At 41.7% G+C, this 25,580-nt stretch carries 22 protein-coding genes and 1 tRNA gene; 19 read left to right on the forward strand and 4 right to left on the reverse strand.

The window, feature by feature from the left end:
• The first annotated feature begins 479 nt into the window (after positions 1–479).
• The 4 genes from DW640_RS07300 (at position 480) to DW640_RS07315 (ending at position 4,431) form a co-directional block, all read left to right on the forward strand.
• Positions 480–555, forward strand: a tRNA-Gly gene (locus DW640_RS07300).
• A gap of 262 nt (positions 556–817) precedes the next feature.
• Positions 818–2,311, forward strand: coding sequence for a proline--tRNA ligase (proS, locus tag DW640_RS07305; RefSeq protein WP_008761590.1), 1,494 nt, complete (start codon positions 818–820; stop codon positions 2,309–2,311).
• A 136-nt stretch (positions 2,312–2,447) separates the two neighbouring features.
• Positions 2,448–3,125, forward strand: a complete 678-nt coding sequence (locus DW640_RS07310) for a response regulator transcription factor (protein ID WP_016267585.1) — start codon at positions 2,448–2,450, stop codon at positions 3,123–3,125.
• Positions 3,126–3,147: 22 nt separating this feature from the next.
• Positions 3,148–4,431, forward strand: coding sequence for a HAMP domain-containing sensor histidine kinase (locus DW640_RS07315; RefSeq protein ID WP_048693678.1), 1,284 nt, complete (start codon positions 3,148–3,150; stop codon positions 4,429–4,431).
• Positions 4,432–4,550: 119 nt separating this feature from the next.
• Here the strand turns inward: DW640_RS07315 and DW640_RS07320 are convergent, their stop codons facing one another.
• From DW640_RS07320 to DW640_RS07330, 3 genes are read right to left on the reverse strand one after another with little or no spacing between them, the layout of a single operon-like run.
• The gene (locus tag DW640_RS07320; RefSeq protein WP_008761587.1) at positions 4,551–5,507 is read right to left on the reverse strand and encodes an ABC transporter permease; all 957 of its coding nucleotides are present in this window, start codon (positions 5,505–5,507) and stop codon (positions 4,551–4,553) included.
• Positions 5,500–6,243, reverse strand: a complete 744-nt coding sequence (locus DW640_RS07325) for an ABC transporter ATP-binding protein (protein WP_016267582.1) — start codon at positions 6,241–6,243, stop codon at positions 5,500–5,502. Before DW640_RS07325 ends, DW640_RS07320 begins: the two co-directional genes overlap by 8 nt.
• Before the next feature lie 3 nt (positions 6,244–6,246).
• Entirely contained in the window at positions 6,247–7,398 is a 1,152-nt protein-coding gene (locus DW640_RS07330) for an NEW3 domain-containing protein (RefSeq protein WP_117577719.1), read from the reverse strand.
• A 230-nt stretch (positions 7,399–7,628) separates the two neighbouring features.
• On the opposite strand from DW640_RS07330, the gene DW640_RS07340 reads away from it, so the two are divergent.
• Positions 7,629–8,066 carry a PepSY-like domain-containing protein gene (locus tag DW640_RS07340; protein WP_008765741.1) on the forward strand — a complete coding sequence of 146 codons (438 nt, stop codon included), beginning with the start codon at positions 7,629–7,631 and terminating at the stop codon, positions 8,064–8,066.
• Between the two features lie 23 nt (positions 8,067–8,089).
• On the forward strand, positions 8,090–8,971 hold the full coding sequence (locus tag DW640_RS07345) for a PepSY-like domain-containing protein (protein ID WP_117577721.1): 882 nt from the start codon (positions 8,090–8,092) through the stop codon (positions 8,969–8,971).
• 48 nt (positions 8,972–9,019) lie between these two features.
• Here the strand turns inward: DW640_RS07345 and DW640_RS07350 are convergent, their stop codons facing one another.
• Positions 9,020–13,474 carry a translocation/assembly module TamB domain-containing protein gene (locus tag DW640_RS07350; protein ID WP_117577723.1) on the reverse strand — a complete coding sequence of 1,485 codons (4,455 nt, stop codon included), beginning with the start codon at positions 13,472–13,474 and terminating at the stop codon, positions 9,020–9,022.
• 200 nt (positions 13,475–13,674) lie between these two features.
• Between DW640_RS07350 and tsaD the strand changes: the two genes are divergently transcribed.
• The 13 genes from tsaD to DW640_RS07415 all read left to right on the forward strand — a co-directional run bounded on the left by tsaD (position 13,675) and on the right by DW640_RS07415 (position 25,576).
• The gene (tsaD, locus tag DW640_RS07355; protein WP_117577724.1) at positions 13,675–14,694 is read left to right on the forward strand and encodes a tRNA (adenosine(37)-N6)-threonylcarbamoyltransferase complex transferase subunit TsaD; all 1,020 of its coding nucleotides are present in this window, start codon (positions 13,675–13,677) and stop codon (positions 14,692–14,694) included.
• A gap of 423 nt (positions 14,695–15,117) precedes the next feature.
• On the forward strand, positions 15,118–16,350 hold the full coding sequence (locus DW640_RS07360) for a competence/damage-inducible protein A (protein ID WP_117577726.1): 1,233 nt from the start codon (positions 15,118–15,120) through the stop codon (positions 16,348–16,350).
• Positions 16,351–16,472: 122 nt separating this feature from the next.
• Positions 16,473–16,733, forward strand: a complete 261-nt coding sequence (gene rpmB, locus DW640_RS07365; protein ID WP_008765736.1) for a 50S ribosomal protein L28 — start codon at positions 16,473–16,475, stop codon at positions 16,731–16,733.
• Positions 16,734–16,754: 21 nt separating this feature from the next.
• Positions 16,755–16,943 carry a 50S ribosomal protein L33 gene (gene rpmG / locus DW640_RS07370; protein WP_008761579.1) on the forward strand — a complete coding sequence of 63 codons (189 nt, stop codon included), beginning with the start codon at positions 16,755–16,757 and terminating at the stop codon, positions 16,941–16,943.
• A 14-nt stretch (positions 16,944–16,957) separates the two neighbouring features.
• Positions 16,958–17,116, forward strand: coding sequence for a DUF4295 domain-containing protein (locus DW640_RS07375; RefSeq protein ID WP_008761578.1), 159 nt, complete (start codon positions 16,958–16,960; stop codon positions 17,114–17,116).
• 141 nt (positions 17,117–17,257) lie between these two features.
• Entirely contained in the window at positions 17,258–18,217 is a 960-nt protein-coding gene (gene ftsY / locus DW640_RS07380; protein WP_011107516.1) for a signal recognition particle-docking protein FtsY, read from the forward strand.
• Positions 18,214–19,524: a 30S ribosomal protein S12 methylthiotransferase RimO gene (gene rimO / locus DW640_RS07385; protein ID WP_117577728.1), complete on the forward strand. Its 1,311-nt coding sequence runs from the start codon at positions 18,214–18,216 to the stop codon at positions 19,522–19,524. Before ftsY ends, rimO begins: the two co-directional genes overlap by 4 nt.
• A complete protein-coding gene (locus DW640_RS07390; RefSeq protein WP_008761575.1) occupies positions 19,517–19,789 on the forward strand; it encodes an HU family DNA-binding protein in 273 nt (90 codons plus the stop codon). Before rimO ends, DW640_RS07390 begins: the two co-directional genes overlap by 8 nt.
• Positions 19,790–19,804: 15 nt before the next feature.
• Positions 19,805–21,268 carry an HU family DNA-binding protein gene (locus DW640_RS07395; RefSeq protein ID WP_008765733.1) on the forward strand — a complete coding sequence of 488 codons (1,464 nt, stop codon included), beginning with the start codon at positions 19,805–19,807 and terminating at the stop codon, positions 21,266–21,268.
• A gap of 239 nt (positions 21,269–21,507) precedes the next feature.
• On the forward strand, positions 21,508–22,503 hold the full coding sequence (locus DW640_RS07400; protein WP_008761573.1) for a MoxR family ATPase: 996 nt from the start codon (positions 21,508–21,510) through the stop codon (positions 22,501–22,503).
• Between the two features lie 87 nt (positions 22,504–22,590).
• Positions 22,591–23,460, forward strand: a complete 870-nt coding sequence (locus DW640_RS07405) for a DUF58 domain-containing protein (protein ID WP_008761572.1) — start codon at positions 22,591–22,593, stop codon at positions 23,458–23,460.
• Positions 23,460–24,548: a BatD family protein gene (locus DW640_RS07410; RefSeq protein WP_011107515.1), complete on the forward strand. Its 1,089-nt coding sequence runs from the start codon at positions 23,460–23,462 to the stop codon at positions 24,546–24,548. Before DW640_RS07405 ends, DW640_RS07410 begins: the two co-directional genes overlap by 1 nt.
• A gap of 44 nt (positions 24,549–24,592) precedes the next feature.
• Positions 24,593–25,576 (forward strand): VWA domain-containing protein, encoded by a 984-nt coding sequence (locus DW640_RS07415; RefSeq protein ID WP_117577730.1) that lies wholly within the window; start codon positions 24,593–24,595, stop codon positions 25,574–25,576.
• The last annotated feature ends 4 nt before the right edge of the window (positions 25,577–25,580 follow it).

The following is a 25,580-nucleotide window of genomic DNA, read 5'->3' on the forward strand; positions in this document are numbered from 1 at the left end:
GAACGATTACTTGGTTTTAAACCAACGGGACGTTGGTCGGTGAGGAACGTTCTGCTCCTTTAAAAGGAACGAATAAAACACAAGTAAAACAGGTCATTTGTTTTGGATACGACTAATATCTCAATCATTTTAATCTTTCAGATTGAATCAGTTAGCAGCCATTCTATTAACTTATTGTTAGTATAGGCAGATAAAATCACGCATATTGATAAGAATTAAATCCAATAATATTAAGTTTTGAAAATATCTGATTAGAAATCCAGAGAATTTTATCGAATCATTTTATTTCTATCTGTATATTTTAAATTGTACAGCAATCGAATATACGATTTTTCATATCCGATTCTTTTTTTCATCTGGAATAGAAATTATATTATAGATTTTCCTCTGCTAAAATTTGAAGAAATTTATTTGAGATATAAAAATTATGTTTACCTTTGCATCAACATTTCATAAGGCTTTTATGAAAGATACAAGTTGCGGTAGTAGCTCAGTTGGTAGAGCATTAGCTTCCCAAGCTAAGGGTCACGAGTTCGAGTCTCGCTTACCGCTCCATTATAAAACAGGTAGTCAGACAATGACTATCTGTTTTTATATTTTTACAAGAGTTCTTTTAACTCATTTTCTTGATATTTTATGTATCAGATAAATACGATAAAGTCCTAGAAAAGTGACTATAATAGTAACTATAAATAGGTAAATCAGTCACATAAGGCGGTATAAAGAAAATAATGCAAGAAGAATAGGGCAGTTCGTTCCTTTTTCGTATTTTTGCACCCTGTTTTAACATCCAAGAAAACTTAAATAGAAAAATATAATGGCAAAAGAACTGAAAGACCTTACCAAACGTAGCGAAAACTACTCACAGTGGTATAACGATTTGGTGGTAAAAGCTGATTTGGCAGAACAGTCTGCCGTACGCGGATGTATGGTGATTAAGCCTTACGGATACGCAATTTGGGAAAAGATGCAACGTCAACTGGACGATATGTTCAAGGAAACAGGGCACGTGAATGCTTATTTCCCGTTATTAATTCCAAAATCATTCCTGAGCCGCGAAGCAGAACACGTAGAAGGTTTCGCTAAAGAATGTGCCGTAGTGACTCATTACCGTTTGAAAAATGCAGAAGACGGCTCTGGCGTAGTAGTAGACCCTGCTGCCAAATTGGAAGAGGAACTGATTATTCGCCCTACATCAGAAACAATCATCTGGAATACATATAAAAACTGGATTCAGTCTTATCGTGACCTGCCTATTCTTTGTAATCAGTGGGCAAACGTTTTCCGTTGGGAAATGCGTACCCGTCTTTTCCTGCGTACTGCCGAATTCCTGTGGCAGGAAGGACATACCGCTCATGCTACACGCGAAGAGGCAGAGGAAGAAGCGATCAGAATGCTGAATGTATACAGCGAATTTGCTGAGAAATACATGGCTGTTCCGGTAGTGAAAGGTGTAAAATCCGCTAACGAACGTTTTGCCGGTGCACTTGATACTTATACCATCGAAGCTATGATGCAGGATGGAAAAGCATTGCAAAGCGGTACATCTCATTTCCTCGGACAGAACTTTGCCAAGGCATTTGATGTTCAGTTTGTAAATAAGGAAAATAAGATGGAATATGTATGGGCAACTTCATGGGGTGTTTCTACCCGTTTGATGGGTGCTCTGATTATGACTCACTCCGATGATAACGGTCTGGTATTACCTCCACATCTAGCTCCGATTCAGGTAGTAATCGTTCCTATCTATAAGAACGACGAGCAACTGAAACAAATCGACGCGAAAGTGGAAGGCATTGTTGCCAAACTGAAAGCACTGGGCATTTCTGTGAAATATGACAATGCGGACAACAAACGTCCGGGCTTCAAATTCGCAGATTATGAATTGAAAGGTGTCCCTGTTCGTCTGGTGATGGGAGGACGTGACCTCGAAAACAATACAATGGAAGTAATGCGCCGTGATACACTGGAAAAAGAAACTGTGACTTGCGATGGCATCGAAACATACGTTCAAAAACTGCTCGAAGAAATTCAGGCAAATATCTACAAAAAAGCATTGGATTACCGCAATTCTAAAATCACGACAGTAGATACTTACGAAGAATTTAAAGAGAAAATCGAAGAAGGCGGCTTTATCCTGGCTCATTGGGACGGAACAACCGAGACTGAAGAAAAGATTAAAGAGGATACAAAAGCAACGATTCGTTGTATCCCATTCGATTCGTACGTTGAAGGTGATAAAGAACCGGGAAAATGTATGGTAACGGGCAAACCTTCTGCTTGCCGTGTCGTTTTTGCACGTTCTTATTAAAAACACATATCTATTTCAATAGTAAAAGAGTCAGATTTTCAAAATTGAGAATCTGACTCTTTTTTTATCCATTTCAGTTTTATTTCAGAAATATCCCTTTTCTTTGTAGACAGTAATAAAGAAAGGAGAAGATTTTATGAAGATATTAATTGTAGAAGATGAACCCTCTTTAAGAGAATTGATCCAACGTTCGTTGGAAAAAGAACGTTATGTCGTAGAAACGGCTGGAGACTTCAACAGTGCATTATACAAAATAGAAGATTACGACTATGATTGTGTCTTACTGGATATTATGCTGCCGGACGGGAGCGGTCTTGACCTTCTCGAACGTTTGAAAGCTCTCCACAAACGGGAAAATGTGATTATTATCTCTGCCAAAGATTCGCTGGAAGACAAAGTACTGGGACTGGAATTAGGAGCTGACGATTATTTGCCGAAACCATTTCATCTGGCAGAATTAAATGCACGGATCAAAAGTGTGATCCGTCGGAATCAACATGATGGAGAAATCTATATCCGTCAGGGAAATGTAAGGATAGAACCCGACAAATACCGGGTGTTTGTCAACGAACAGGAGCTGGAACTGAACAGAAAAGAATATGATATCCTGCTTTATTTCATAAATCGTCCCGGCCGTCTGGTCAATAAAAACACACTGGCAGAATCGGTATGGGGAGACCACATCGATCAAGTGGATAACTTTGACTTCATTTATGCACAAATCAAAAATCTTCGCAAAAAATTGAAGGATGCAGAAGCAAATATTGAAATCAAGGCCGTTTATGGATTCGGCTATAAACTGATTGTAGAATAATCGAAACCAGAAAGGATCATCCATGAAACTTATATATTATATCATTTTTCGCATCACCCTCGCCCTGACTCTTATCCTGACTGTCTGGGCAGTCTTTTTCTATGTTACAATGATTGACGAAGTCAACGATGAAGTGGATGATTCACTGGAAGACTATTCGGAAACAATCATTATCCGCGCATTGGCAGGAGAGGAGCTTCCCTCCAAAAATAATGGTTCCAATAATCAATATTATCTGAAAGAAATAACCAAAGAATATGCAAAGAGCCGGGAAGATATCCAATATAAAGACTCCATGGTATACATTGTAGAAAAAGAGGAAACAGAACCGGCACGTATCCTGACCACTATCTTTAAAGATGACGAAGACCGTTATTACGAATTGACCGTATCCACTCCCAGCATCGAAAAAGATGATTTGAAAAGTGCGATTCAAGTCTGGATTATTTTCCTGTATGTAGCTCTGTTACTTTGTATCATCATCATATCCGTATGGGTATTTTATCGTAATATGCGACCACTGTATATACTACTTCATTGGTTGGACAGCTATCAGACCGGAAAGAAAAACAAACCTCTGAAAAACGATACACGGATCACGGAATTCCGCAAACTGAATGATGCGGCCACCCGTTACGTAGAGCGGACAGAACAAATGTTCGAACAGCAGAAGCAGTTCATTGGAAACGCCTCACATGAAATTCAGACACCGCTTGCCATCTGCCGCAATCGGTTGGAAATGCTGATGGAAGACGATTCTTTGTCCGAGAAACAGCTTGAAGAGTTGATGAAAACCCATCAGACACTGGAATATATCACCAAACTAAACAAATCCCTGTTGCTACTATCAAAAATAGATAACGGTCAGTTCACTGACACCAAAGAGGTAGACTTAAACGTACTCCTCAGGCAATATCTGGAAGACTATAAAGAAGTCTACAGCTACAAGAACATAGAAGTAAGTATAACAGAACAGGCTAATTTCCATATAACCATGAACGAATCTCTGGCTATTGCTTTACTAACAAACCTGTTAAAGAACGCGTTTGTACATAACGTAGACGAAGGACATATCCGGATTATCATAACCAAACATAGCATCACCTTCCGAAATTCCGGAGAGAAGCAACCATTGGATGAGACTCACATCTTTGAACGTTTCTATCAAGGGCACAAGAAAGAAGGATCTACCGGATTAGGATTGGCAATAACCGATTCCATCTGTCGTCTGCAACAGCTGAACTTGCGATATTACTTCGAACAAGGAGAACATTGTTTCGAAATCTCCAGTAAGAACCAGAGATAAAACAATTAATAAAACATCTGCCATCCAGAGCAAGACAATGTGCTGGATGGCAGAATTAATAGGGTACTACCTAAGATTACACCTTATGACAGTACCTGATTTGGATTCCGCATATATGATTATCGGGATCGGATTTCCCTTCTCATAAACATAATATACGAGATTGCAAAGCAGATAACAGTCGCTGCAATCAGCCCCGTGAGCTGTGGCCAAACAACAAGCAGACTCTGTCCCAACGGCAGCGGACTCGGAATAGCCCCTTGTACCTGTTCCATCGTAAGCGGTCCGATACTTCTGACAGAAGGCATCAGCAGCGTTGTAGTAGCTTCATTAAACAATTCACTGGGTGCCAGACGCATTAATCCAAGAATAAATTTCTGATAACTGATAATCTGATAAGGAGACGCCATCTGCGACGGACTTAATCCTTTTGCCACCAAATTGACAATCATCGTATAGAATACGCTGAAAAACAGCCAAACGGCTACGGAAGCCAGCGCAGAAGTAGCAGCCTGACGGAAACGGAGTGAGAATAAGATGGCCAGGTTCAACCAAAAGGCTACATAAAAGATACTCGTTATAAGAAAGAAAACGATTCTCCAGAATTCTTCAGCCGTAGGAGGAATGCCAATGGCAATCAATCCGAATCCCATCACCAAAAAGCCCAGTACAAACAGCATAATACCTATCACGATCAAAGCAGCCACAAACTTCGCATTAATGATACAATCACGATGAATGGGCTGAGACAGCATACGGCTCAATGTCCCCTTATTCTGCTCCGAATTGACAGCATCGAATCCCAAAGCAATTCCTAATAAAGGACCTAAAAAGTTAATAAACAGCACAAAGGAGGGGAGAGTCCCATCCGAAGCTGTGAATAACTTCAAGAAGAGGAACGAACTGTCCGGATCATCCGGTTTGATAGCCGCACCGATATTAGTAAGCGCCGTGTATAGCGATCCCATACAAGTAAGTGCTATGATACCGATCAGAATAAGAAAACGCCAGCTTTTGACATGATCGGATATTTCCTTATGTACGATAACCCAAAAAGGATGATTGACTTTACTCATGCCCTTCGCCTCCTTCCTCAAAATAATGGTTATAAATATCAGACAATTCCTGTTTCTTTTCTTTCAGCTCTGCCATATCAATCAGAGCAAGTATTTTGCCGTTACTGAACAATCCTACTCTGTCACATACTTTCTGTGCCTGGTCCAGATGGTGGGAAGAAAACAAAACCGTCAGCCCTTCCTCTTTGCTCAGCCAGCGAATCAGTTCAATAAACTCCTGAACACCCGCAGGGTCAATTCCCGAAGTCGGCTCATCCAGAATAATGATTTCGGGATTCTTAATAAGCACATCGGCCAGACCAAGACGTTGTCTCATACCGCGGGAATACTTTCCGGTTTTCTTTTTCAGCTGATCTTCAAGCCCTACGCGCTTCATCAGCTCCAGTGCTTTTACTTTCGCCTCCTTGTCAGGGATACCGTTCAGCCGTGCCGTATACATCAGATTTTCCAGACCTGTCATGTCATCATAGAATCCCACATCTTCGGGCAGATAGCCGATTTTCCTTTTCACTTCAATAGGATGAGTGGTAGAATTAATTCCACAAATCTCGACAATTCCCGATGTGGGCTCCGTTAATCCCAGCATCATCAAAATAGTAGTTGACTTTCCGGCACCGTTCGGACCCAGCAAACCGAAGATTTCTCCTTTCCGGATACTCAGGCGAATATGATCTACAGCAGTAAATTTACCGTATTGTTTGGTTAATTCGGTAAGTACGATCACTTGTTCGCCCATAATTTACCTCCTTCCATATTTACGGAACAGATAGTAGACAACACCGATAGTAGCCAGAATAATCAGAACACCTACCCATCCCCAAATCATCGGAGTCTTTACGGCAATTCTGAACTGCGCATCTGCATTCACTTCCGGAGTTTTGGCCATCATCGTAGTTACATAATCACCCGGAAGCGCTTTCTTAGATGCTTTCAAGATGGCTACAACAGTAGCCGTTTCTCCGGCTTTCAGCATTTCTATCTTTGACGGTTCGAAAGCTACATCCCAGTCAACCGGCTTGTTGGCAGACAGTTGGATATCTTTCAATAAAGAAGAACCTGTATTTTTAATTTCCAGTTCGATTCGTTTGGTATCACCGGCAGTCACATCAGAACTTAATAATCCTCTCGGGGTGGTCAGTTCCATCTGATAAGAACCGGTGACAACTACTTCCAGTTCCAGTTCGGCCGAAGTATTGCCTGTAGCGGCACGTACGGGAATTTTATAACTGCCAGCTTCCACATTGGCAGGAGGAGTGATGTCTATACTTACATTCTGGCTGCTGTTGGCTTCTACTTGTGCGGAAGTTGCCTGCTTATAATTAGGTTTGAAAATAACATTCCAGCCTCTGGGTGCTTTAGCCATCAACGCATATAGTTGCTGATCGGCAGTCTGATTCTTCAATGTGGCATTAAAAGTGAAAGTTGATTTGGAATTTCCCTGCATATTGGGCTGGTCGGTGGTAAACTCCGTCTGATAAGTACCTTGTTGTGCCACAACGACATTCAAAGGGAGTTGCGTTTCTCCGGCAGACACTACAAAATGGTAGCTGCCTCTGCTTACTTTTAAAGGAACATCTACTTTTAAATTAAAAGTCTTCTTTTCTTTAGGGAGTACGGCCAACTGACTGAGATTCCAACCACCGGATTTCATTTCATGTTTCCAGCTGCTTGATAGGGCACTGACGGAAAGATTGGCATTCACCAACTTGTCTGTGTTGTTAATCAGGTCGATGCTGTAGTCAATAGACGCCCCCGGTGAAACGGAGATTTTAGTGTAAGGTGTGTACAAAATCACGCTTTTAGGTATAGAGTCGTTAGCGTGTGTGTTACTCATGGGGAGTATTCCCAGCAAAACAGTTAATAATAAAAAACAATTTGTTCTCATAGTCATACGAAAGTTCTTATGGTTGATTTAATATGAATATTGTCAAATTTGTGCCTGCAAAAATAAGCGATGAATTTATTAGTTGCTGTTAAAAGAAACAAAAGAATACAATAAGAAAGATTTCCTTTGTTTTTTTCGGATTTTGCCCAAAATTCCCAAATCTTTTCAGATTCTCCTCTCATCTTTGCATTATAAATTAAATGATAACAGTAAAACCAATTAAAAAAACAATGATTATGAAAAAGTTAGTATTCTTATTAGTATGCTTGTTCACTTTACAGACAGTAGCACGTGCAGATGACGATAAACCTATCCAGGTGACTCAAATGCCACAATTAGCACAACAGTTTATCAAACAGCATTTCTCTGACAGCAAAGTGGCACTGGCAAAAATGGAAAGTGACTTCCTTTACAAAAGCTATGAAGTGATTTTTACGAATGGTAACAAAGTGGAATTTGACAAGAAGGGAAACTGGGAGGAAGTAGATTGCAAGCACACCTCCGTACCTGTTGCCATTATTCCTGCCGCCATCCAGAAATATGTAACAACTAATTATCCGGATGCAAAAGTGCTGAAGATAGAACGTGATAAAAAAGATTACGAAGTAAAACTATCCAACCGTACAGAACTGAAATTTGACCTGAAGTTTAATCTGATTGATATTGATAATTAACTTTCTTAAAATCTATGACAACAATGAAACTCAAAATTTATACACTACTGATAGCATTCTGTGCAGCATGGAGCCTGCACAGCTGCGATAACGATGACGATGAATCAATCGCTGTTCCTACCGCATTGCAAGAAGCATTCTCGACCAAGTATCCTAACGTCAAGAACGTAAAGTGGGAAACAAAGGCAGGATATTATGTAGCGGACTTCTATGATGGATATGAGGCATCCGCATGGTTCACAACGGATGGCAACTGGCATATGACTGAAACGGATATCCCGTACACCGCATTGCCCGATCCGGTAAAGAGTGCATTCGAAGCAAGTGACTATAAGACATGGAGAAGAGACGATGTGGATAAACTTGAGCGGCAAGGCATCGAAACAGTCTACGTTATTGAGGTGGAAAACCAGAATCAGGAAGTCGATCTGTATTATTCTGTTGATGGAGTGCTGATTAAAAGCATTGCAGACACAGACGCTCATGAAAACGAGCACCTTCCGACCACTCAACTGCCCGCTGCCATGAAGACTTTCATTGATGGGAAATATGCAGGAGCAAGAATCATGGAAGTAGACGTGGAAGATGACAAAAACGACTGGGATTTTGGATTTACGGAAGTAGATATCATCCATTTCGACAGTGGCCTGAACCGCAACGTTTCAAAAGAAGTACTATTTGATAAAGGCGGAGAGTGGTATTCTACCTCATGGGAGGTACGGAGAAACGAACTGCCCGCCGCAGTGACCAATATCATCAGCGTTGAGTATGCAGAGTATCAGATGGATGATGCCGAATACTTTGAGATGGCAACAGGAACATCCTATTATCAAATTGAACTGGAAGGAAATAATTCTCCGGATATAGATATTAAAGTAACCACAGACGGTACGATTCTCAAATAAAATAAAATAGTGACACTATCGGTTATGGTATAGTGTCACTATTTATTTTTATTCCTGTGCCCGCTTTCTCTTTAGCTCCGACTTAGCTTTATCATCGGCAATGCTGTCTGTCTGCTGCTGTTGCACCTTTTCGGCTTCTTCACGTTTCCGCTTGCTGCGCAGTTTCCATTTATTCCAGAAGAAAAGGTCACTCCATTTATTGAAATCCTTCTTATACATGATACCGACTCCCTGCGTAGTAAGGTTTGTCTTTGTGTAGTAACGGTCATTTGTTTCATTATAAGCCTTCAGACGAATATCTCCCGAACGGTTGATCAGCCATTCAGCTTCGAAGTCGCCTATAAAGTTGGTATTCGCCATCGGATTGTCCCGATAGCCGAAATTACCATTAACCAACAGGCGGTTGTTCAGCAACTGACCGGACAGGATACCTTCTACTTCCATATCCGTCCATCCCTTATCACCCGTGCTCAGATTGGTACCGATATTCCAGTTATTAGTCTCAAAAACCTGAGACAAGGCATTATTCAACTGACCGGACAGGGTAGAAGAGAGTACCGATGACATCACGTTCGAGTTCTGATTGTTCCGTGCAGCATCTTCCGTATAGAACTTACCGATACCCAGCAGATAAAGAATCTGCATATTCATCTGCTCTTCCGTACTGATATAATTGCGCACCAACGTCTGAATTTCATCTCTTTCATTCGGAAGCTCGATACCCAGCTTAATGGTCGGCCGCAGTAAAATCCCGCTCAGATTCATGATACAGTTTACCCGTACATTAGTCTGCTGGGCAATGGAGGAAACATCCGGATTCAAGTCGTTCAATGAAGCGGAATTCACCGTGTATGAAGCCTGAATATCCATATTCGCATCCAAAGGAGCACCGTTGAAAGTAATCGTACTTCCATCTTTGATGATAAAATCTTTGCGAATCACTTCCTGCAAACTGAACTTATATATTCCCTGACTGATCCGGTAATTACCGAACATCTTCACATCCCCTTTATTATAAAACTCCGTGCGTATGTTTCCTGTTCCCTTCGCACTGATGTAGTCTCCGGCTATAGGGTCCATAATAATTTTCATGGTGGCATCGGGTGTAGCATCTACTAGAATATTCAAACGAATATCTGTCTGATGCTCTTCTTCGTCCGCCTGACGCTTCTGTTGCATCTGCTCAAAATAGGAATTTACCCGAATGGAATCCTGAATGTTTCGACGGGGCGTTTTATCTACAAACTTTATAAACTGGGTGCTGGCAGCCGACGCCACATTTCCGTTGATATAGGTGAATACCGTATTCCGGTTGGTCGTCATGGCGAGATTTACGTCCAGTCCCTGTATCGCATTCCCTGCAAGCAACGCATTTCCCGTAGCATATACCGTTCCAAAGAATGGCATATCCGTCGATTCCTTCGTATTCATCAAGAGCATATTATTAGCCTGTATCTCAAAACGGTAATTTATATTCTTGAAATGCTGGAAACGCAGATACCCGTTCAAGGTTCCCGAATGCCCTTCCATATCGGCAATATGCATATTATTGAATTTCAATCCGGTAGGAGCCAAATGAATCGTATCTCTAACGGCAAAGTGGGTATTCAGAATATCAAACTTCATGGAAGCATCCGTCATAACAGCCCCATCCAGATTCAATCCCTTGAACTTTCCGTAAAAATGTACTTTTCCTGTTCCCCGTCCTTTTATATCCTGTGCTATTGATTTCATATAAAATTCGAGGAACTTCAAGTTCAGTTCATGGGCATCGATATTCAGATCGAGTCCGCTTTCCGGTTTCAACGGGTAGATCATACCGATGACTCGCGATGGTGACGGTGATATATCCTGAATGGAAGCATCCAGATAGATTCCTCTTTTCTCATTATCCCAGGCGCCATATACGTTCAAATCACCTAAACGGCCCTGATTGAGCGAGAAGTTCTTGACGAAGAGGCGGGTATTCATCACAGGTTTCTTGAACACGCTGCTGGCATATGCTGTTCCCGTAGCATCTCCTTCAAAGTTTACGTCATCGGATATGTTTGCAATATCAAATACGTATCCCATATTAATGTCTTTCAGGTCCACTTTTACGGTATCTGCCGGATTGTCGGAAAGCCGCCCATTGATACGCACATAACGGTCATGATGGCTGAAATAGAAATTATTCACATCCACCTTGCCCGAGTCCACCACTACCTGCGAAGGATGTATCTGCCAAAGTGTATCATTCAAGATAACGTCTGTCTGTTTCACATCCACCATCGCTTTCAGCAAAGGCTTTTCACCTGCTGTACGCAGGAATTGTGCAACAGCCGCCAACTTTCCGCTATAAGTTGCTATGGCATTATTTCCCCAGTTCAGAGTCGTGCTGACTTTATCTTCTTTGGCCTGTGCTTCCAGAGAAAGATTCACGGCTCCATTCTTTTTCAGACTGGTCAGCCGCACCTTCGCACTGATATGGTCCGAAGGATTCTCGCACAAGATCATACCCGACTCGATAAAGTTGTTTTTATATTGCAGGCGGGGGAAGTAGCCTTCCACACGTAGCCGCTGCAAGGCATCATTAAAATACCCTTTCAACGTAGAATGTGTATATACAGTCAACGGAACATCAAATATCGTAGATAAAATGTCCGTATTATATATATGTACATCAAACGCAAAATTATTGTTCGTCTCTATCGGTTTCTTCGGAGGCAATATCAAGGACGGCACATACCGACGCATGATATTGAAAATACTTGCCGGTAAAGTATGGTACTGGAATTTTCCCGCTATGTTTGCCGTCAGAAATTCAGAAGTCAGTTTAAGCTGATTTTCATTATCCTGCCGGGTAGCCCGTACATTCATGTTCTTCATGAAATATTCCTTGTCCGGTGCCCTGAACTCCAGACTGTCCACATTGATTTCTCCAATCATCTCGTCAATGGAACCTCCGGTAAAATTAGCTTTTACCTTCAGAGAGAACTCCGCATCCTGGTAATCAGGTGTAAGATTTAAATCATTAGGACGGAACTTGTCGACAACGGCAAGGAAATTGAAAGTAGGAACCTTGGATGTCACATTCACATCTCCGTTCAGATAAATAGACCCATTCGGATCATCCAGCGCTATCTTTCCGTTAAATCCGCCTTGCTTGTATTCGCCGTCCAGCGTAATATTCTCATATTTATATCTGCTATATTCCACAGATGCGATCAATCCCTTCAACTCTACAGCAGGAAGCTGTTTTTCGATATGCCGTCCATGTACATCAAGATTAAAGGTGATTTCCCCAAATTTCTCATTATTCAATAACTTGCCCAGTTCAAACTCTTCTGTTTTGACAGCACCGGAATAAGCAAACAGCCCCTTAGCCTTATCGGAACTTAACTTTAAGTCGGTTTTTACATTACCAAGCCCTGTACGAAGCTGTCCGTAAGTAACCAGATCGGTGAAGTATCCGGAAATCTCTCCACGGAAATCAATATCCCCCAAACGTTCCAGAAGGGGAGGTACACCATTGTAATTGCTGCTCAGATTACGCACCAAAAAACCGACACCACGATTGTTGGCGGAAAGTTCGGAAAGCTTCCCGTACACATACGCATCCTGCGGACTCGATAGTTCCTGAAGCGATACATCCCCCGATAGCCGGAACTGGCGGTCGTCGGCCGTAATCTCCAGATGAGAGCAGGTGAGCTGGTCGACCGTTCCCTTCACCTGCATATCCAGCGTTATCGGTTCCTTGAAATGCGCCAATACAGGAACAAAAGGGGAAATATCTTTCAGAGTAATCTGCGAGGGTAACGTACGGAAAGAAAAGTGGACCTTCTCCGAGAACTGATCAAAAGCCTTCAGACTGTCATACACCAAATGAATAGTATCCATCTTCAGTGAAGTTTCGGGCAACTCAATGGCAAAATTCTCTATATTAGTCCGTTTATCATTGGCAACCAATTTCAGACTCATCTTCTTTAAAGAGAATCCGGAAGCCTTTTCATCGAAGCTCAGACGCTTGATACCAAGATTCAAAGAATCCCTGCTCATCGCCTTCAATGAAATATTGGCTATAATATTCTGAAGCTGGACATGCTTGGCATTAAACTTTCCGGGAGTCTTTTCCTCTGACAATACATGATAAGCCATCCTTCCCCGACGAATCAAAACGGAATTGATACGCAAATCCAGCGAACTTTCCTTTTTTACAGTGTCCTTGGAAGCAAAAGCATCCAATACGAACTTAAAATTCGGAGGAGAGTCGGGAGTCTCTTTATTCAGATTGATGGTAAAGCCGAATAACTGGACACTGCTAATGGAAATCTTTCCCTTAAAGAAAGGAAGGATATCAAACTTAGCCGATAAGCGGGTTACTTTGAGCATTTCCTTGCCGCTCTGGTCGTCAAGCAGCACATCATCAATGATAATACGGTTTAATAGACCGATATTTATTTTGCCGATAGTCAGGCGTGTATTCAGCACCTCGGACAATTCCTTGGCGATAAACACACTCATTGCTCGCTGAACATTTGGAATATTCAGCAAAACAATAGTTCCGATATATACTCCCAGTACAATACCAACTACCCAGCGTACAGTCTTTTTCAGCGTTCTGATAAGCGATAACTTTTATTTAGCGAACAAAAATATAAAATAGTTCGTTATGAATCGTAGTTTTATCATTACTTTTGCACCGTTTAATAGTTTAAAAACATATGAGTGCAATAATATTAGGAATTGAATCCTCCTGTGATGATACGTCGGCAGCCGTAATCAAGGATGGTTATCTGCTGTCAAATGTGGTATCAAGTCAAGCCGTACACGAAGCATACGGCGGAGTAGTACCCGAATTAGCTTCACGGGCACATCAACAAAATATCGTTCCGGTGGTACACGAAGCACTGAAACGGGCAGGGGTTACCAAAGAAGAACTGAGTGCGGTAGCTTTCACACGTGGACCGGGATTGATGGGATCTTTACTTGTAGGCGTCTCTTTCGCCAAAGGATTCGCACGTTCACTCGGTATTCCTTTGATAGATGTTAATCATCTGACAGGACATGTCTTAGCTCATTTTATTAAAGCAGAAGGAGAAGATAATATCCAACCGAAATTCCCGTTCCTTTGCCTGTTGGTATCCGGAGGAAACTCACAGATTATATTGGTAAAAGCCTATAATGATATGGAAATTCTCGGTCAGACGATTGATGACGCTGCCGGAGAAGCAATCGATAAATGTTCTAAAGTGATGGGTCTCGGATATCCGGGCGGACCGATCATTGACAAACTGGCACGTCAAGGCAATCCGAAAGCGTTTACTTTCAGCAAACCGCATATTCCGGGGCTGGACTACAGCTTCAGCGGACTGAAAACTTCTTTCCTATACTCCTTGCGTGACTGGATGAAAGACGATCCCGATTTCATCGAGCATCATAAAGTGGATTTGGCCGCCTCTCTGGAAGCAACTGTTGTAGGCATTCTGATGGACAAACTGCGGAAAGCTGCCAAAGAATATAAAATAAAAGAAGTAGCCGTAGCCGGAGGAGTCTCTGCCAATAACGGATTGCGTAACTCTTTCCGAGAACACGCTGAAAAGTATGGCTGGAATATTTTTATTCCTAAATTCAGCTATACGACCGACAATGCAGCCATGATTGCCATTACCGGATACTTCAAGTATCTGGATAAAGACTTCTGCTCCATTGATCTTCCGGCTTATTCCCGTGTCACATTATAAAACAGTTTTTTACCGTCATCGTCACTTTATATAATAAACTATTGTCATAGAATAATTTAAGTAGTGACGATTAAAGTGACGGCAATAACAATAGTGACGGCAAACGCCGAAAAAATGTCACCGACCCAATAGGCGGTGGCATAAAGAAGCCTTGCTGAAAACAAAATGCACCTATATATAATAGGGAGACAAAGGAGGATTAATGATATAAGAAGCCTTCATTAAGAATCTTTGTTTATAGCATTCCTTCGTTCCACGTGCGTAAGCCGTCCAGTTCACATACGTGATCCATTCGGCTCACGCACATGAACCGAATGGATCACGTATATGGAACGAAAAAATGAAGTAAACCTAATGACTTAACATAGCGTATATACCTTATTAATATAGGTAGCATATTCTATTAACTAACGCAGGAAAAAGATGTTTGCTGAAGTTATTACCATTGGTGACGAGCTGCTGATAGGGCAGGTAGTCGATACAAATTCTGCCTGGATGGGGCAGGAATTAAATAAGATAGGTATCGAAGTTCTACGCATTGTTTCGATCCGTGATCGGGAAGAAGAGATCATGGAAGCAGTAAATAATGCGATGAAAAGGGTGAATATCGTTCTGGTAACCGGAGGACTCGGTCCCACAAAAGACGATATCACCAAACAAACTCTCTGTAAATACTTCCATACCGAACTGATATTCAGCGAAGAAGTATTTGAGAACGTAAAGCGGGTGCTTGCCGGGAAAATACCGATGAATGCGCTGAATAAGAGTCAGGCAATGGTTCCCAAAGATTGCACGGTCATCAACAATCCGGTAGGAAGCGCTTCTGCCAGCTGGTTTGAGAAAGACAATAAAGTGCTCGTATCCATGCCGGGTGTTCCGCAGGAAATGACTGCCGTTATGACTGAGTCCGTATTGCCCAAGCTACGTGAGAAGTTTCAAACGGATGTAATCATGCACCGGACCTTTCTAGTACAACATTACCCCGAATCCATACTCGCTGAGAAGCTGGAACCGTGGGAGACAGCCTTGCCGGAAAGCATCAAATTGGCATATCTGCCCAAACTTGGAATCATCCGCCTGCGACTAACCGGACGGGGACAGAACAAGATAGAAGTGGAAAGCGCACTGAACGACGAGCAGGCTAAGCTGGAAGCGATACTGGGCGATGATATTTTCAGCGAAGAAGATATCCCACTGGAGGTAATCGTAGGCGAACTACTGAAAAAGAAGAATTTAACCGTTTCCACCGCAGAAAGTTGCACCGGAGGAAGTATTGCGGCACGTCTGACGTCCATTGCCGGAAGTTCGGAATACTTTAATGGAGGAATAGTGGCATATTCTAACGAAGTGAAGATGAATCTGCTCCATGTTTCACCGGAAACACTGGAAGTGTATGGCGCTGTCAGTGAGCAGACTGTGATCGAAATGGTAAAAGGAGCGATGAAAGCGCTGAAAACCGACTGCGCTGTCGCAACTTCAGGAATTGCCGGTCCCGGAGGTGGAACACCGGAGAAACCGGTAGGCACTGTCTGGATCGCTGCTGGTTATAAAAATGAAATTCGTACTTACAGGCAGGAAACGAACCGCGGAAGAGCCATGAATATTGAAAGAGCGGGCAATAATGCGCTATTAATTCTTCGTGATTTGCTCAAATAAGGAAAAATTGGTGTCTGGAAGTGAATTATTTTAAGAAATCCTTGTTTTATACGGATAAAAGTGCTTACTTTGCGTCCTGTTTGAAATAAGTATAGATATAAAACTATAAAAATAAGATAGAAATGTCGAAGATTTGTCAAATTACCGGAAAGAAAGCCATGATTGGCAACAATGTTTCACACTCAAAGAGAAGAACAAAAAGAACCTTTGATTTGAACTTGTTTAACAAAAAGTTCTATTATGTAGAACAAGACTGTTGGATCAGCCTTAGCCTTTGTGCTAACGGTCTGCGTATCATCAACAAAAAAGGACTGGACGCTGCACTGAACGATGCAGTAGCTAAAGGTTTCTGTGATTGGAAAAGCATTAAAGTAATCGGCTAAACGTAGAGGAGAAAACTTACAATGGCAAAGAAAGCAAAAGGTAACAGAGTACAGGTGATTCTGGAATGTACAGAACACAAAGAGAGTGGAATGCCGGGAACATCTCGCTATATCACAACTAAGAACAGAAAGAATACAACTGAAAGACTTGAGTTGAAGAAATACAACCCGATTCTGAAGAGAGTAACAGTACATAAGGAAATTAAATAATAATAGTATAACCCATGGCAAAGAAAACAGTAGCAAGTTTGCACGAAGGTTCTAAAGAAGGTCGTGCTTACACCAAGGTTATCAAAATGGTGAAATCTCCGAAAACTGGAGCTTACGTTTTTGATGAACAAATGGTTGCAAACGAAAAAGTACAAGACTTTTTCAAAAAATAATCAGAATAGCATAAAACGCTATAAACACAAAATCCCCTCATTGGCAAACAGTGAGGGGATTTTTTATTGCTTCTTTTTTTTACTTTTCCAATCCTTTGTTATATCTTTGTAGCATAATGTATTATACAAATAACTGTAGATATGGGATTTTTTAGTTTTTTTTCAAAGGAAAAGAAGGAAACTTTAGATAAAGGATTATCTAAAACCAAAGAGAGCGTATTCAGTAAAATCGCTCGTGCCGTGGCTGGTAAGTCGAAAGTAGACGACGAAGTATTGGATAATCTGGAAGAAGTTTTGATCACATCTGACGTGGGGGTAGAGACAACTTTGAATATTATCAAACGTATCGAAAAACGGGCCGCTGCAGACAAATATGTGAATACTCAAGAGTTGAATCACATACTGCGTGATGAAATTGCTGCCCTTTTGACCGAGAATAATTCAGATGACGTAGCAGACTTTGATGTACCTATCAAGAAAAAGCCTTATGTAATGATGGTAGTGGGAGTAAACGGGGTAGGTAAAACAACAACAATCGGGAAATTAGCTTATCAATTCAAGAAAGCGGGCAAATCTGTTTATTTGGGTGCCGCCGATACATTCCGTGCAGCTGCCGTAGAGCAGTTGATGATCTGGGGTGAACGCGTAGGTGTGCCTGTTGTAAAACAGAAAATGGGTGCGGACCCTGCATCTGTCGCTTTCGATACACTGAGTTCTGCTGTTGCCAACAATGCGGATGTAGTGATTATCGATACGGCCGGCCGCTTACACAATAAAGTAGGCTTGATGAATGAGCTTACCAAGATAAAGAACGTCATGAAGAAGGTAGTACCCAATGCACCGGATGAAGTCCTGCTGGTATTGGATGGTTCTACCGGACAGAATGCTTTCGAGCAAGCCAAGCAATTTACATTGGCTACGGAGGTGACTGCAATGGCTATCACCAAGTTGGACGGAACCGCCAAAGGCGGAGTAGTGATCGGCATCTCCGACCAGTTCAAGATTCCTGTAAAATACATTGGATTGGGTGAAGGCATGGAAGATTTGCAAGTCTTCCGCAAAAATGAATTTGTTGATTCCCTGTTTGGAGAGAATGCATGAAAAGAAAGAGAATAGATATTATTACTTTAGGTTGTTCTAAAAATTTAGTAGACTCGGAGCAGTTGATGCGTCAGCTGGAAGAAGCAGGATACAGCGTAACTCATGATACAGAAAATCCGGAAGGGGAGATAGCGGTAATCAACACCTGCGGTTTCATCGGTGACGCGAAAGAAGAGTCTATCAATATGATTCTGGAATTTGCAGAAAGAAAAGAAGAAGGCGACTTGAAGAAACTGTTTGTAATGGGCTGTCTTTCCGAGCGTTATTTACAAGAACTGGCCATTGAAATACCACAGGTAGACAAGTTCTACGGCAAATTCAACTGGAAAGAACTCTTGCAGGACTTGGGAAAAACGTACCATGAGGAATTGTATATTGAGCGTACTTTGACCACTCCCAAGCATTATGCTTATCTGAAGATTTCAGAAGGATGTGACCGCAAGTGCTCTTATTGTGCTATTCCCATTATTACAGGACGCCATATATCCAAGTCGATGGAAGAAATACTGGATGAAGTCCGGTATCTGGTATCGCAAGGGGTAAAGGAGTTTCAGGTGATCGCTCAGGAATTGACGTATTACGGAGTCGATCTGTATAAAAAGCAAATGCTACCCGAATTGATCGAACGTATCTCGGAAATTCCGGGTGTAGAGTGGATTCGTCTGCATTATGCGTATCCGGCACATTTTCCAACGGATTTATTTCGGGTGATGCGGGAACGCGATAATGTCTGCAAATATATGGATATAGCCTTGCAGCATATCAGTGACAACATGTTGAAACTGATGCGTCGGCAAGTAAGCAAAGAAGATACGTACAAGCTGATCGAACAGTTCCGTAAAGAAGTACCGGGTATCCATCTGCGCACTACGCTGATGGTAGGACATCCCGGAGAAACGGAAGAAGACTTTGAAGAGCTGAAAGAATTTGTACGCAAGGCGCGTTTCGACAGGATGGGGGCTTTCGCTTATTCTGAAGAAGAGGGTACTTATGCTGCCCAGCAATATGAAGACTCTATACCACAGGAGGTTAAACAAGCCCGACTGGACGAGCTAATGGATATCCAGCAAGGTATTTCAGCAGAATTGAGCGCTGCAAAAATTGGTCAGCAGATGAAAGTCATCATCGACCGGATCGAGGGAGATTATTATATCGGACGTACGGAATTTGATTCACCGGAGGTAGACCCAGAAGTATTGATCAGTGTTTCCAGAAAAGAACTTGAAGTCGGACAATTCTATCAGGTAGAAGTAACCGATGCGGACGATTTTGATTTATATGCAAAGATATTAAACAAGTATGAATAATAAGGAATTTACATCGGAACTGGCAGACAGACTGGGGTATACTATCAAAGACACTTCTGAACTGATAAGTTCTTTATTGTCTGACATGACACAGGAACTGGAAGACGGGAATGCGATTGCAATACAGGGCTTTGGTTCTTTTGAAGTGAAGAAAAAAGCGGAGCGCATTTCGATCAATCCGTCCACGAAGCAACGTATGCTGGTTCCTCCTAAATTGGTATTGACGTACAGACCCAGCAATACACTGAAAGACAAGTTTAAATAATATATATTTCCCATTATGAATGAAAGACTGACAATTCAAGACCTTATCGACTTATTGGCGGCTAAACATAGCATGACCAAGAAGGATGCCGAAGCATTCGTCAAAGAGTTTTTTCTCTTGATAGAACAAGCCCTGGAGAATGAGAAGACTGTGAAAATCAAAGGATTGGGGACTTTCAAACTTGTGGATGTAGATAGTCGGGAAAGCGTTAATGTCAACACAGGGGAACGTTTCCAGATAAAAGGTCATACCAAAGTATCGTTTACTCCGGACACCAATCTGAGAGATACAATAAATAAGCCTTTTGCACATTTTGAAACGGTAGTATTAAATGAAGGTACGGTATTGGAAGATACCCCTATGGAAGAATCCGATGAGGAGGAAGGTGCGGTTTCTGATACAGAGACTGAAATGATCGACTCTGAAATAGCAGGAAATGAAAATGCCGGTGGAGATATTCAGGAAGAAATACAACTGGAAGAACCTGTAATCGAAGAGCAGCCGACTGCTGAAGCAGTAGCTGTGGCTGAAGTTCCTGAAACTGACGCGAATGAAACCGGTCAACCTGAAACAGAACCGGAACTAATTGCAACAGAAGAACCAGAAGCTGAAGAATTGCCGGAAGTGAAAATTGAACCGAAACCGGAATCTGTATCTGAGGAAGCCCCAGGAGAAGAGCCTGTAGAGGAATCTTCGGAAACTGTTTTGGAACCTGACTTCAGTCCGGTGACAGAGGAACCTGCTAAGGAACAATCGGAAGAAACAATTATAGAAGAGCAGAAACCAGAGACTGAAACAACAGAAGAGGAGGAAGAGAAAACGGTTATTACAGAAAAAGCGGAAGTTACTGCAGAGCAAATTATAGCCCAAGAGCTTCATAAAGCAAATATGGAGCCTGTCACTCTCCAAGAACAGCCGGAAATAGAACAACCGAAAGCCACCTATACTGATAAAGACAGTGATAAAAAGGAAAAATCAGCTATTCCTTATTTAATAGCAACTATTATTATAGTCTTACTACTGTGCGGAGGAGCTATCCTGTTTATTTATTATCCGGATTTGTTCTCATCTTCGTCTGATAAGAATGTGGTTGATATACCGGAAGTTACTCAACCTGTGCAGCCGGAAGCACAGCTTTCAGATACAATTGCACACAAGGATACTGTGGTGGAAGCAGTCCAACCGCAACCTGTTGTCAAGAAGGAACCGACAGCGGAACCTGTCAAAGCAGAAAGTAAACCTGCCCAACAACAACCAACAGCTTCGGCATATTCGGATTCCGCATCCTACAAGATAACCGGTACCAAAACAAAATACACAATTAAAGAAGGAGAGACTTTAACGAAAGTTTCATTACGCTTTTACGGTACAAAAGCCATGTGGCCATATATCGTAAAACATAACCCGAAAGTAATCAAGAACCCCGATAACGTACCATACGGTACGACAATCGAGATACCGGAACTTACAAAAGAATAAAAACAAAAAACACCTATTCACCCGGCTCATACAGCAATGTATAGCCGGGTGAAATGTTACGTAAGTACAAAAGCGTATGAAAGTACCTTAATCTAAAGATTTCGCATTGTTTTTTAATAAAAATTAGTTGCAATCGTTAATTATATGGCGTACTTTTGGGAGCGAATTTAGAAGCCTTACACACTGGTAAGTCTTACACCTTAATTAATGAGAATTAAATAATAAAATATTAAGTATTTATGGCTGAATCAATTGATATCCGCGAACTGAATGAGCGGATTGAAAGACAAAGTGCTTTCGTTACCAATCTTACGACAGGTATGGACCAAATCATTGTTGGTCAGAAACATTTGGTTGAATCACTGCTTATCGGATTGCTTTCCGACGGACATGTTCTTTTAGAAGGTGTACCCGGTCTGGCAAAAACTTTGGCTATCAAAACACTCGCTTCCCTGATCGACGCGAAATATAGCCGTATTCAGTTCACTCCCGACTTATTGCCGGCCGATGTTATTGGTACAATGGTTTACAGTCAGAAAGATGAATCTTTCAAAGTACAAAGAGGACCTATCTTTGCCAACTTCGTATTGGCGGATGAAATAAACCGTGCTCCGGCCAAAGTACAGAGTGCCTTGCTGGAAGCCATGCAGGAACGTCAGGTTACTATTGGTAAGGAAACATTCATGTTGCCGGAACCTTTCTTAGTATTGGCCACTCAGAACCCGATTGAACAAGAAGGTACTTACCCGCTTCCTGAAGCACAGGTAGACCGTTTCATGCTGAAAGTAGTGATTGACTATCCGAAGCTGGAAGAAGAAAAACTGATTATCCGTCAGAATATCAACGGTGAGAAGTTCAATGTGAAACCTATCCTGAAAGCAGAAGAAATTATCGAAGCCCGCAAGGTGGTTCGCCAGGTTTATCTGGATGAGAAAATAGAACGTTATATTGTAGATATTGTATTTGCTACTCGTTTCCCCGAGAAATACGATCTCAAAGAACTGAAAGACATGATCGGATTTGGTGGCTCACCGCGTGCTTCTATCAATCTGGCGCTAGCTGCCCGCACATACGCTTTCATCAAACGCCGCGGCTATGTAATCCCGGAAGATGTACGTGCTGTTGCGCATGATGTTCTTCGTCACCGTATTGGACTGACATACGAGGCGGAAGCCAACAACATGACTTCGGACGAAATCATCAGCAAGATTCTGAACAAGGTTGAAGTGCCCTAATCTGCCGTAATATTACAATGCAGTAAAAGGTAGTCAAGTGTATTTTACTTAACTACCTGACTACTTACTACTTTAACTACTGTATAAATGGAAACAAGTGAAATATTAAAAAAAGTTCGTCAGATTGAAATCAAGACACGAGGACTGTCTAACAATATCTTTGCAGGCCAATACCATTCGGCTTTCAAAGGTAGAGGTATGTCGTTCTCTGAAGTCCGTGAGTATCAGTTCGGCGACGATATACGCGACATCGACTGGAATGTGACGGCACGATTCAACAAACCTTATGTGAAGGTGTTTGAAGAAGAGCGCGAACTGACAGTGATGTTGATGGTCGATGTTTCCGGAAGTTTGGAATTTGGTACGGTTAAACAACTGAAGAAGGATATGGTAACGGAAATTGCAGCTACTCTTGCATTTTCTGCTATACAAAACAACGATAAAATTGGTGTGATCTTCTTTTCAGACCGGATAGAAAAGTTTATTCCTCCTAAAAAGGGACGTAAACACATTCTATATATTATCCGCGAACTGATTGACTTCCAACCGGAAAGCCGTCGTACCAATATTCGTCTCGCATTGGAGTATCTGACTAATGTAATGAAAAGACGCTGTACAGCGTTTATTCTATCTGACTTCATCGATCAGGATAACTTTAAAAACGCTCTGACTATTGCCAACCGAAAGCATGACGTAGTGGCATTGCAGGTTTACGATAGGAGAGTGAGTGATCTTCCTCCGGTGGGACTGATGCGAATAAAAGATGCGGAAACCGGCCATGAACAATGGATCGATACTTCTTCCAAAGCTGTACGCCGGGCACACCGTGACTGGTGGATAAACAAACAGACCGAACTGAACGACACATTTACCAAAAGTAATGTTGACTCCGTATCTGTGAGAACCGACCAGGATTACGTAAAGGCATTGCTGAATTTATTTGCCAAACGAAATTAATGGAATCAAAGATGAATAGAAATATTATTCTGATAGCATTGTTATGTCTGCTTTCTATAGGTAGAACTGTGGCACAGTCTGTTACAGTGGAAGCTAAGATAGATTCGTTGCAGATATTAATTGGCGAACAGGCGAAAGTACAATTACAAGTAGCGATGGACGCCAAACAACGTGCTGTTTTTCCTGCTTATACCGATACACTGGTGCGAGGGGTAGAAATTATAGAAACCGCCAAACCGGATACACAATTTCTGAATGATCGCCAACGAATGCTGATTACTCAGGAATACATTGTTACCTCGTTTGACTCAGCTCTCTATTATCTTCCGCCGATGCCTGTCACTGTGGATGGCAAAGAATATAGATCGAAAGCTCTGGCATTGAAAGTATATTCTATGCCAGTTGACACATTGCATCCAGACCAGTTCTTCGGACAGAAAACGGTGATGAAAGCGCCTTTCGCATGGGAAGACTGGTATGGGCTGATCGGTTGCTCATTTCTTGCATTGCCTTTACTCGGCTTATTGATCTATCTGATCATTCGTATACGTGATAACAAACCGATTATCCGTAAGATAAAAGTAGAACCTAAGTTGCCGCCACATCAGGCTGCTATGAAGGAAATCGAACGTATCAAGAATGAGAAAGTATGGCAGAAAGGACAGCCGAAGGCATATTATACGGAATTGACAGATACTCTTCGTACTTATATTAAAGATCGTTTCGGATTCAATGCACTAGAGATGACTTCTTCTGAAATCATCGATAAGTTATTGGAAATGAATGATAAAGAGGCAATATCAGATTTGAAGGAACTCTTCCAGACAGCTGATTTAGTAAAATTTGCCAAGCATGATCCGCAAATGAATGAAAATGATGCGAATTTGATTAATGCAATCGACTTTATCAACGAAACAAAGCAACCGGAAGAGGAGAATCAGAAACCGCAACCAACGGAAATCACAATTATCGAGAAACGTTCTCTGCGTACTAAAATATTATTAATCTGCGGTATTGTATTCTTGTCAGCAGCATTAATAGGTACTTTTGTATATATAGGTATGCAGCTTTATGATCTCTTTGCATAATGTGGTGTGAATACTAAATAGTAAACTGTTAAATCGAAAATAAAATGGTTTTTGCCAATATTGAATATCTGTTTTTGCTATTATTGCTTATACCTTATATTGTATGGTATATCTTGAAGCGAAAGAAAACTGAAGCTACCCTTCAGATTTCGGATGCACGGGTATATGCGCATACTCCTAAAAGTTATAAGAATTATTTGCTACATGCTCCATTTATACTGCGCGTCATTGCATTGGCTTTGATTATTGTGGTATTAGCGCGTCCGCAAAGCACTAATAAGTGGCAAAACAGCGAAATAGAGGGAATTGATATTATGCTGGCTATCGACGTGTCTACCAGTATGCTGGCGGAAGACTTGAAGCCAAACAGACTGGAAGCTGCTAAAGATGTAGCAGCCGAATTTATTAACGGACGCCCGAATGATAATATTGGTATCACTCTGTTTGCCGGAGAAACATTCACTCAATGCCCGCTGACTGTGGACCATGCTGTATTGCTGGATATGATTCATAATATCAAATGTGGCCTTATTGAAGATGGTACAGCTGTTGGTATGGGAGTTGCAAATGCTGTAACCCGCCTGAAAGACAGTAAAGCGAAATCAAAAGTTATCATCTTATTGACGGATGGTACCAATAATAAAGGAGATATTTCGCCATTGACAGCCGCTGAGATTGCCAAAAGTTTCGGTATCCGTGTGTATACCATCGGAGTGGGTACGAATGGAATGGCTCCATATCCTTATCCGGTCGGTAATACAGTACAGTATATCAATATGCCGGTGGAAATCGATGAGAAAACACTGACTCAGATTGCCGGTACTACCGATGGTAACTATTTCAGAGCTACGAGCAACTCGAAACTGAAAGAGGTATATGAAGAAATTGACAAGCTGGAGAAAACAAAGTTGAACGTAAAAGAGTATAGCAAACGGGAAGAAAACTATCGCTGGTTTGCACTGGCTGCTTTCCTTTGTGTACTACTGGAAGTTTTATTGCGTAATTCAATACTCAAGAAAATTCCGTAGGAAT

The sequence above is a fragment of the Bacteroides sp. AM23-12 genome, assembly GCF_003434395.1.
Taxonomy (GTDB): Bacteria; Bacteroidota; Bacteroidia; order Bacteroidales; family Bacteroidaceae; genus Bacteroides; species Bacteroides thetaiotaomicron.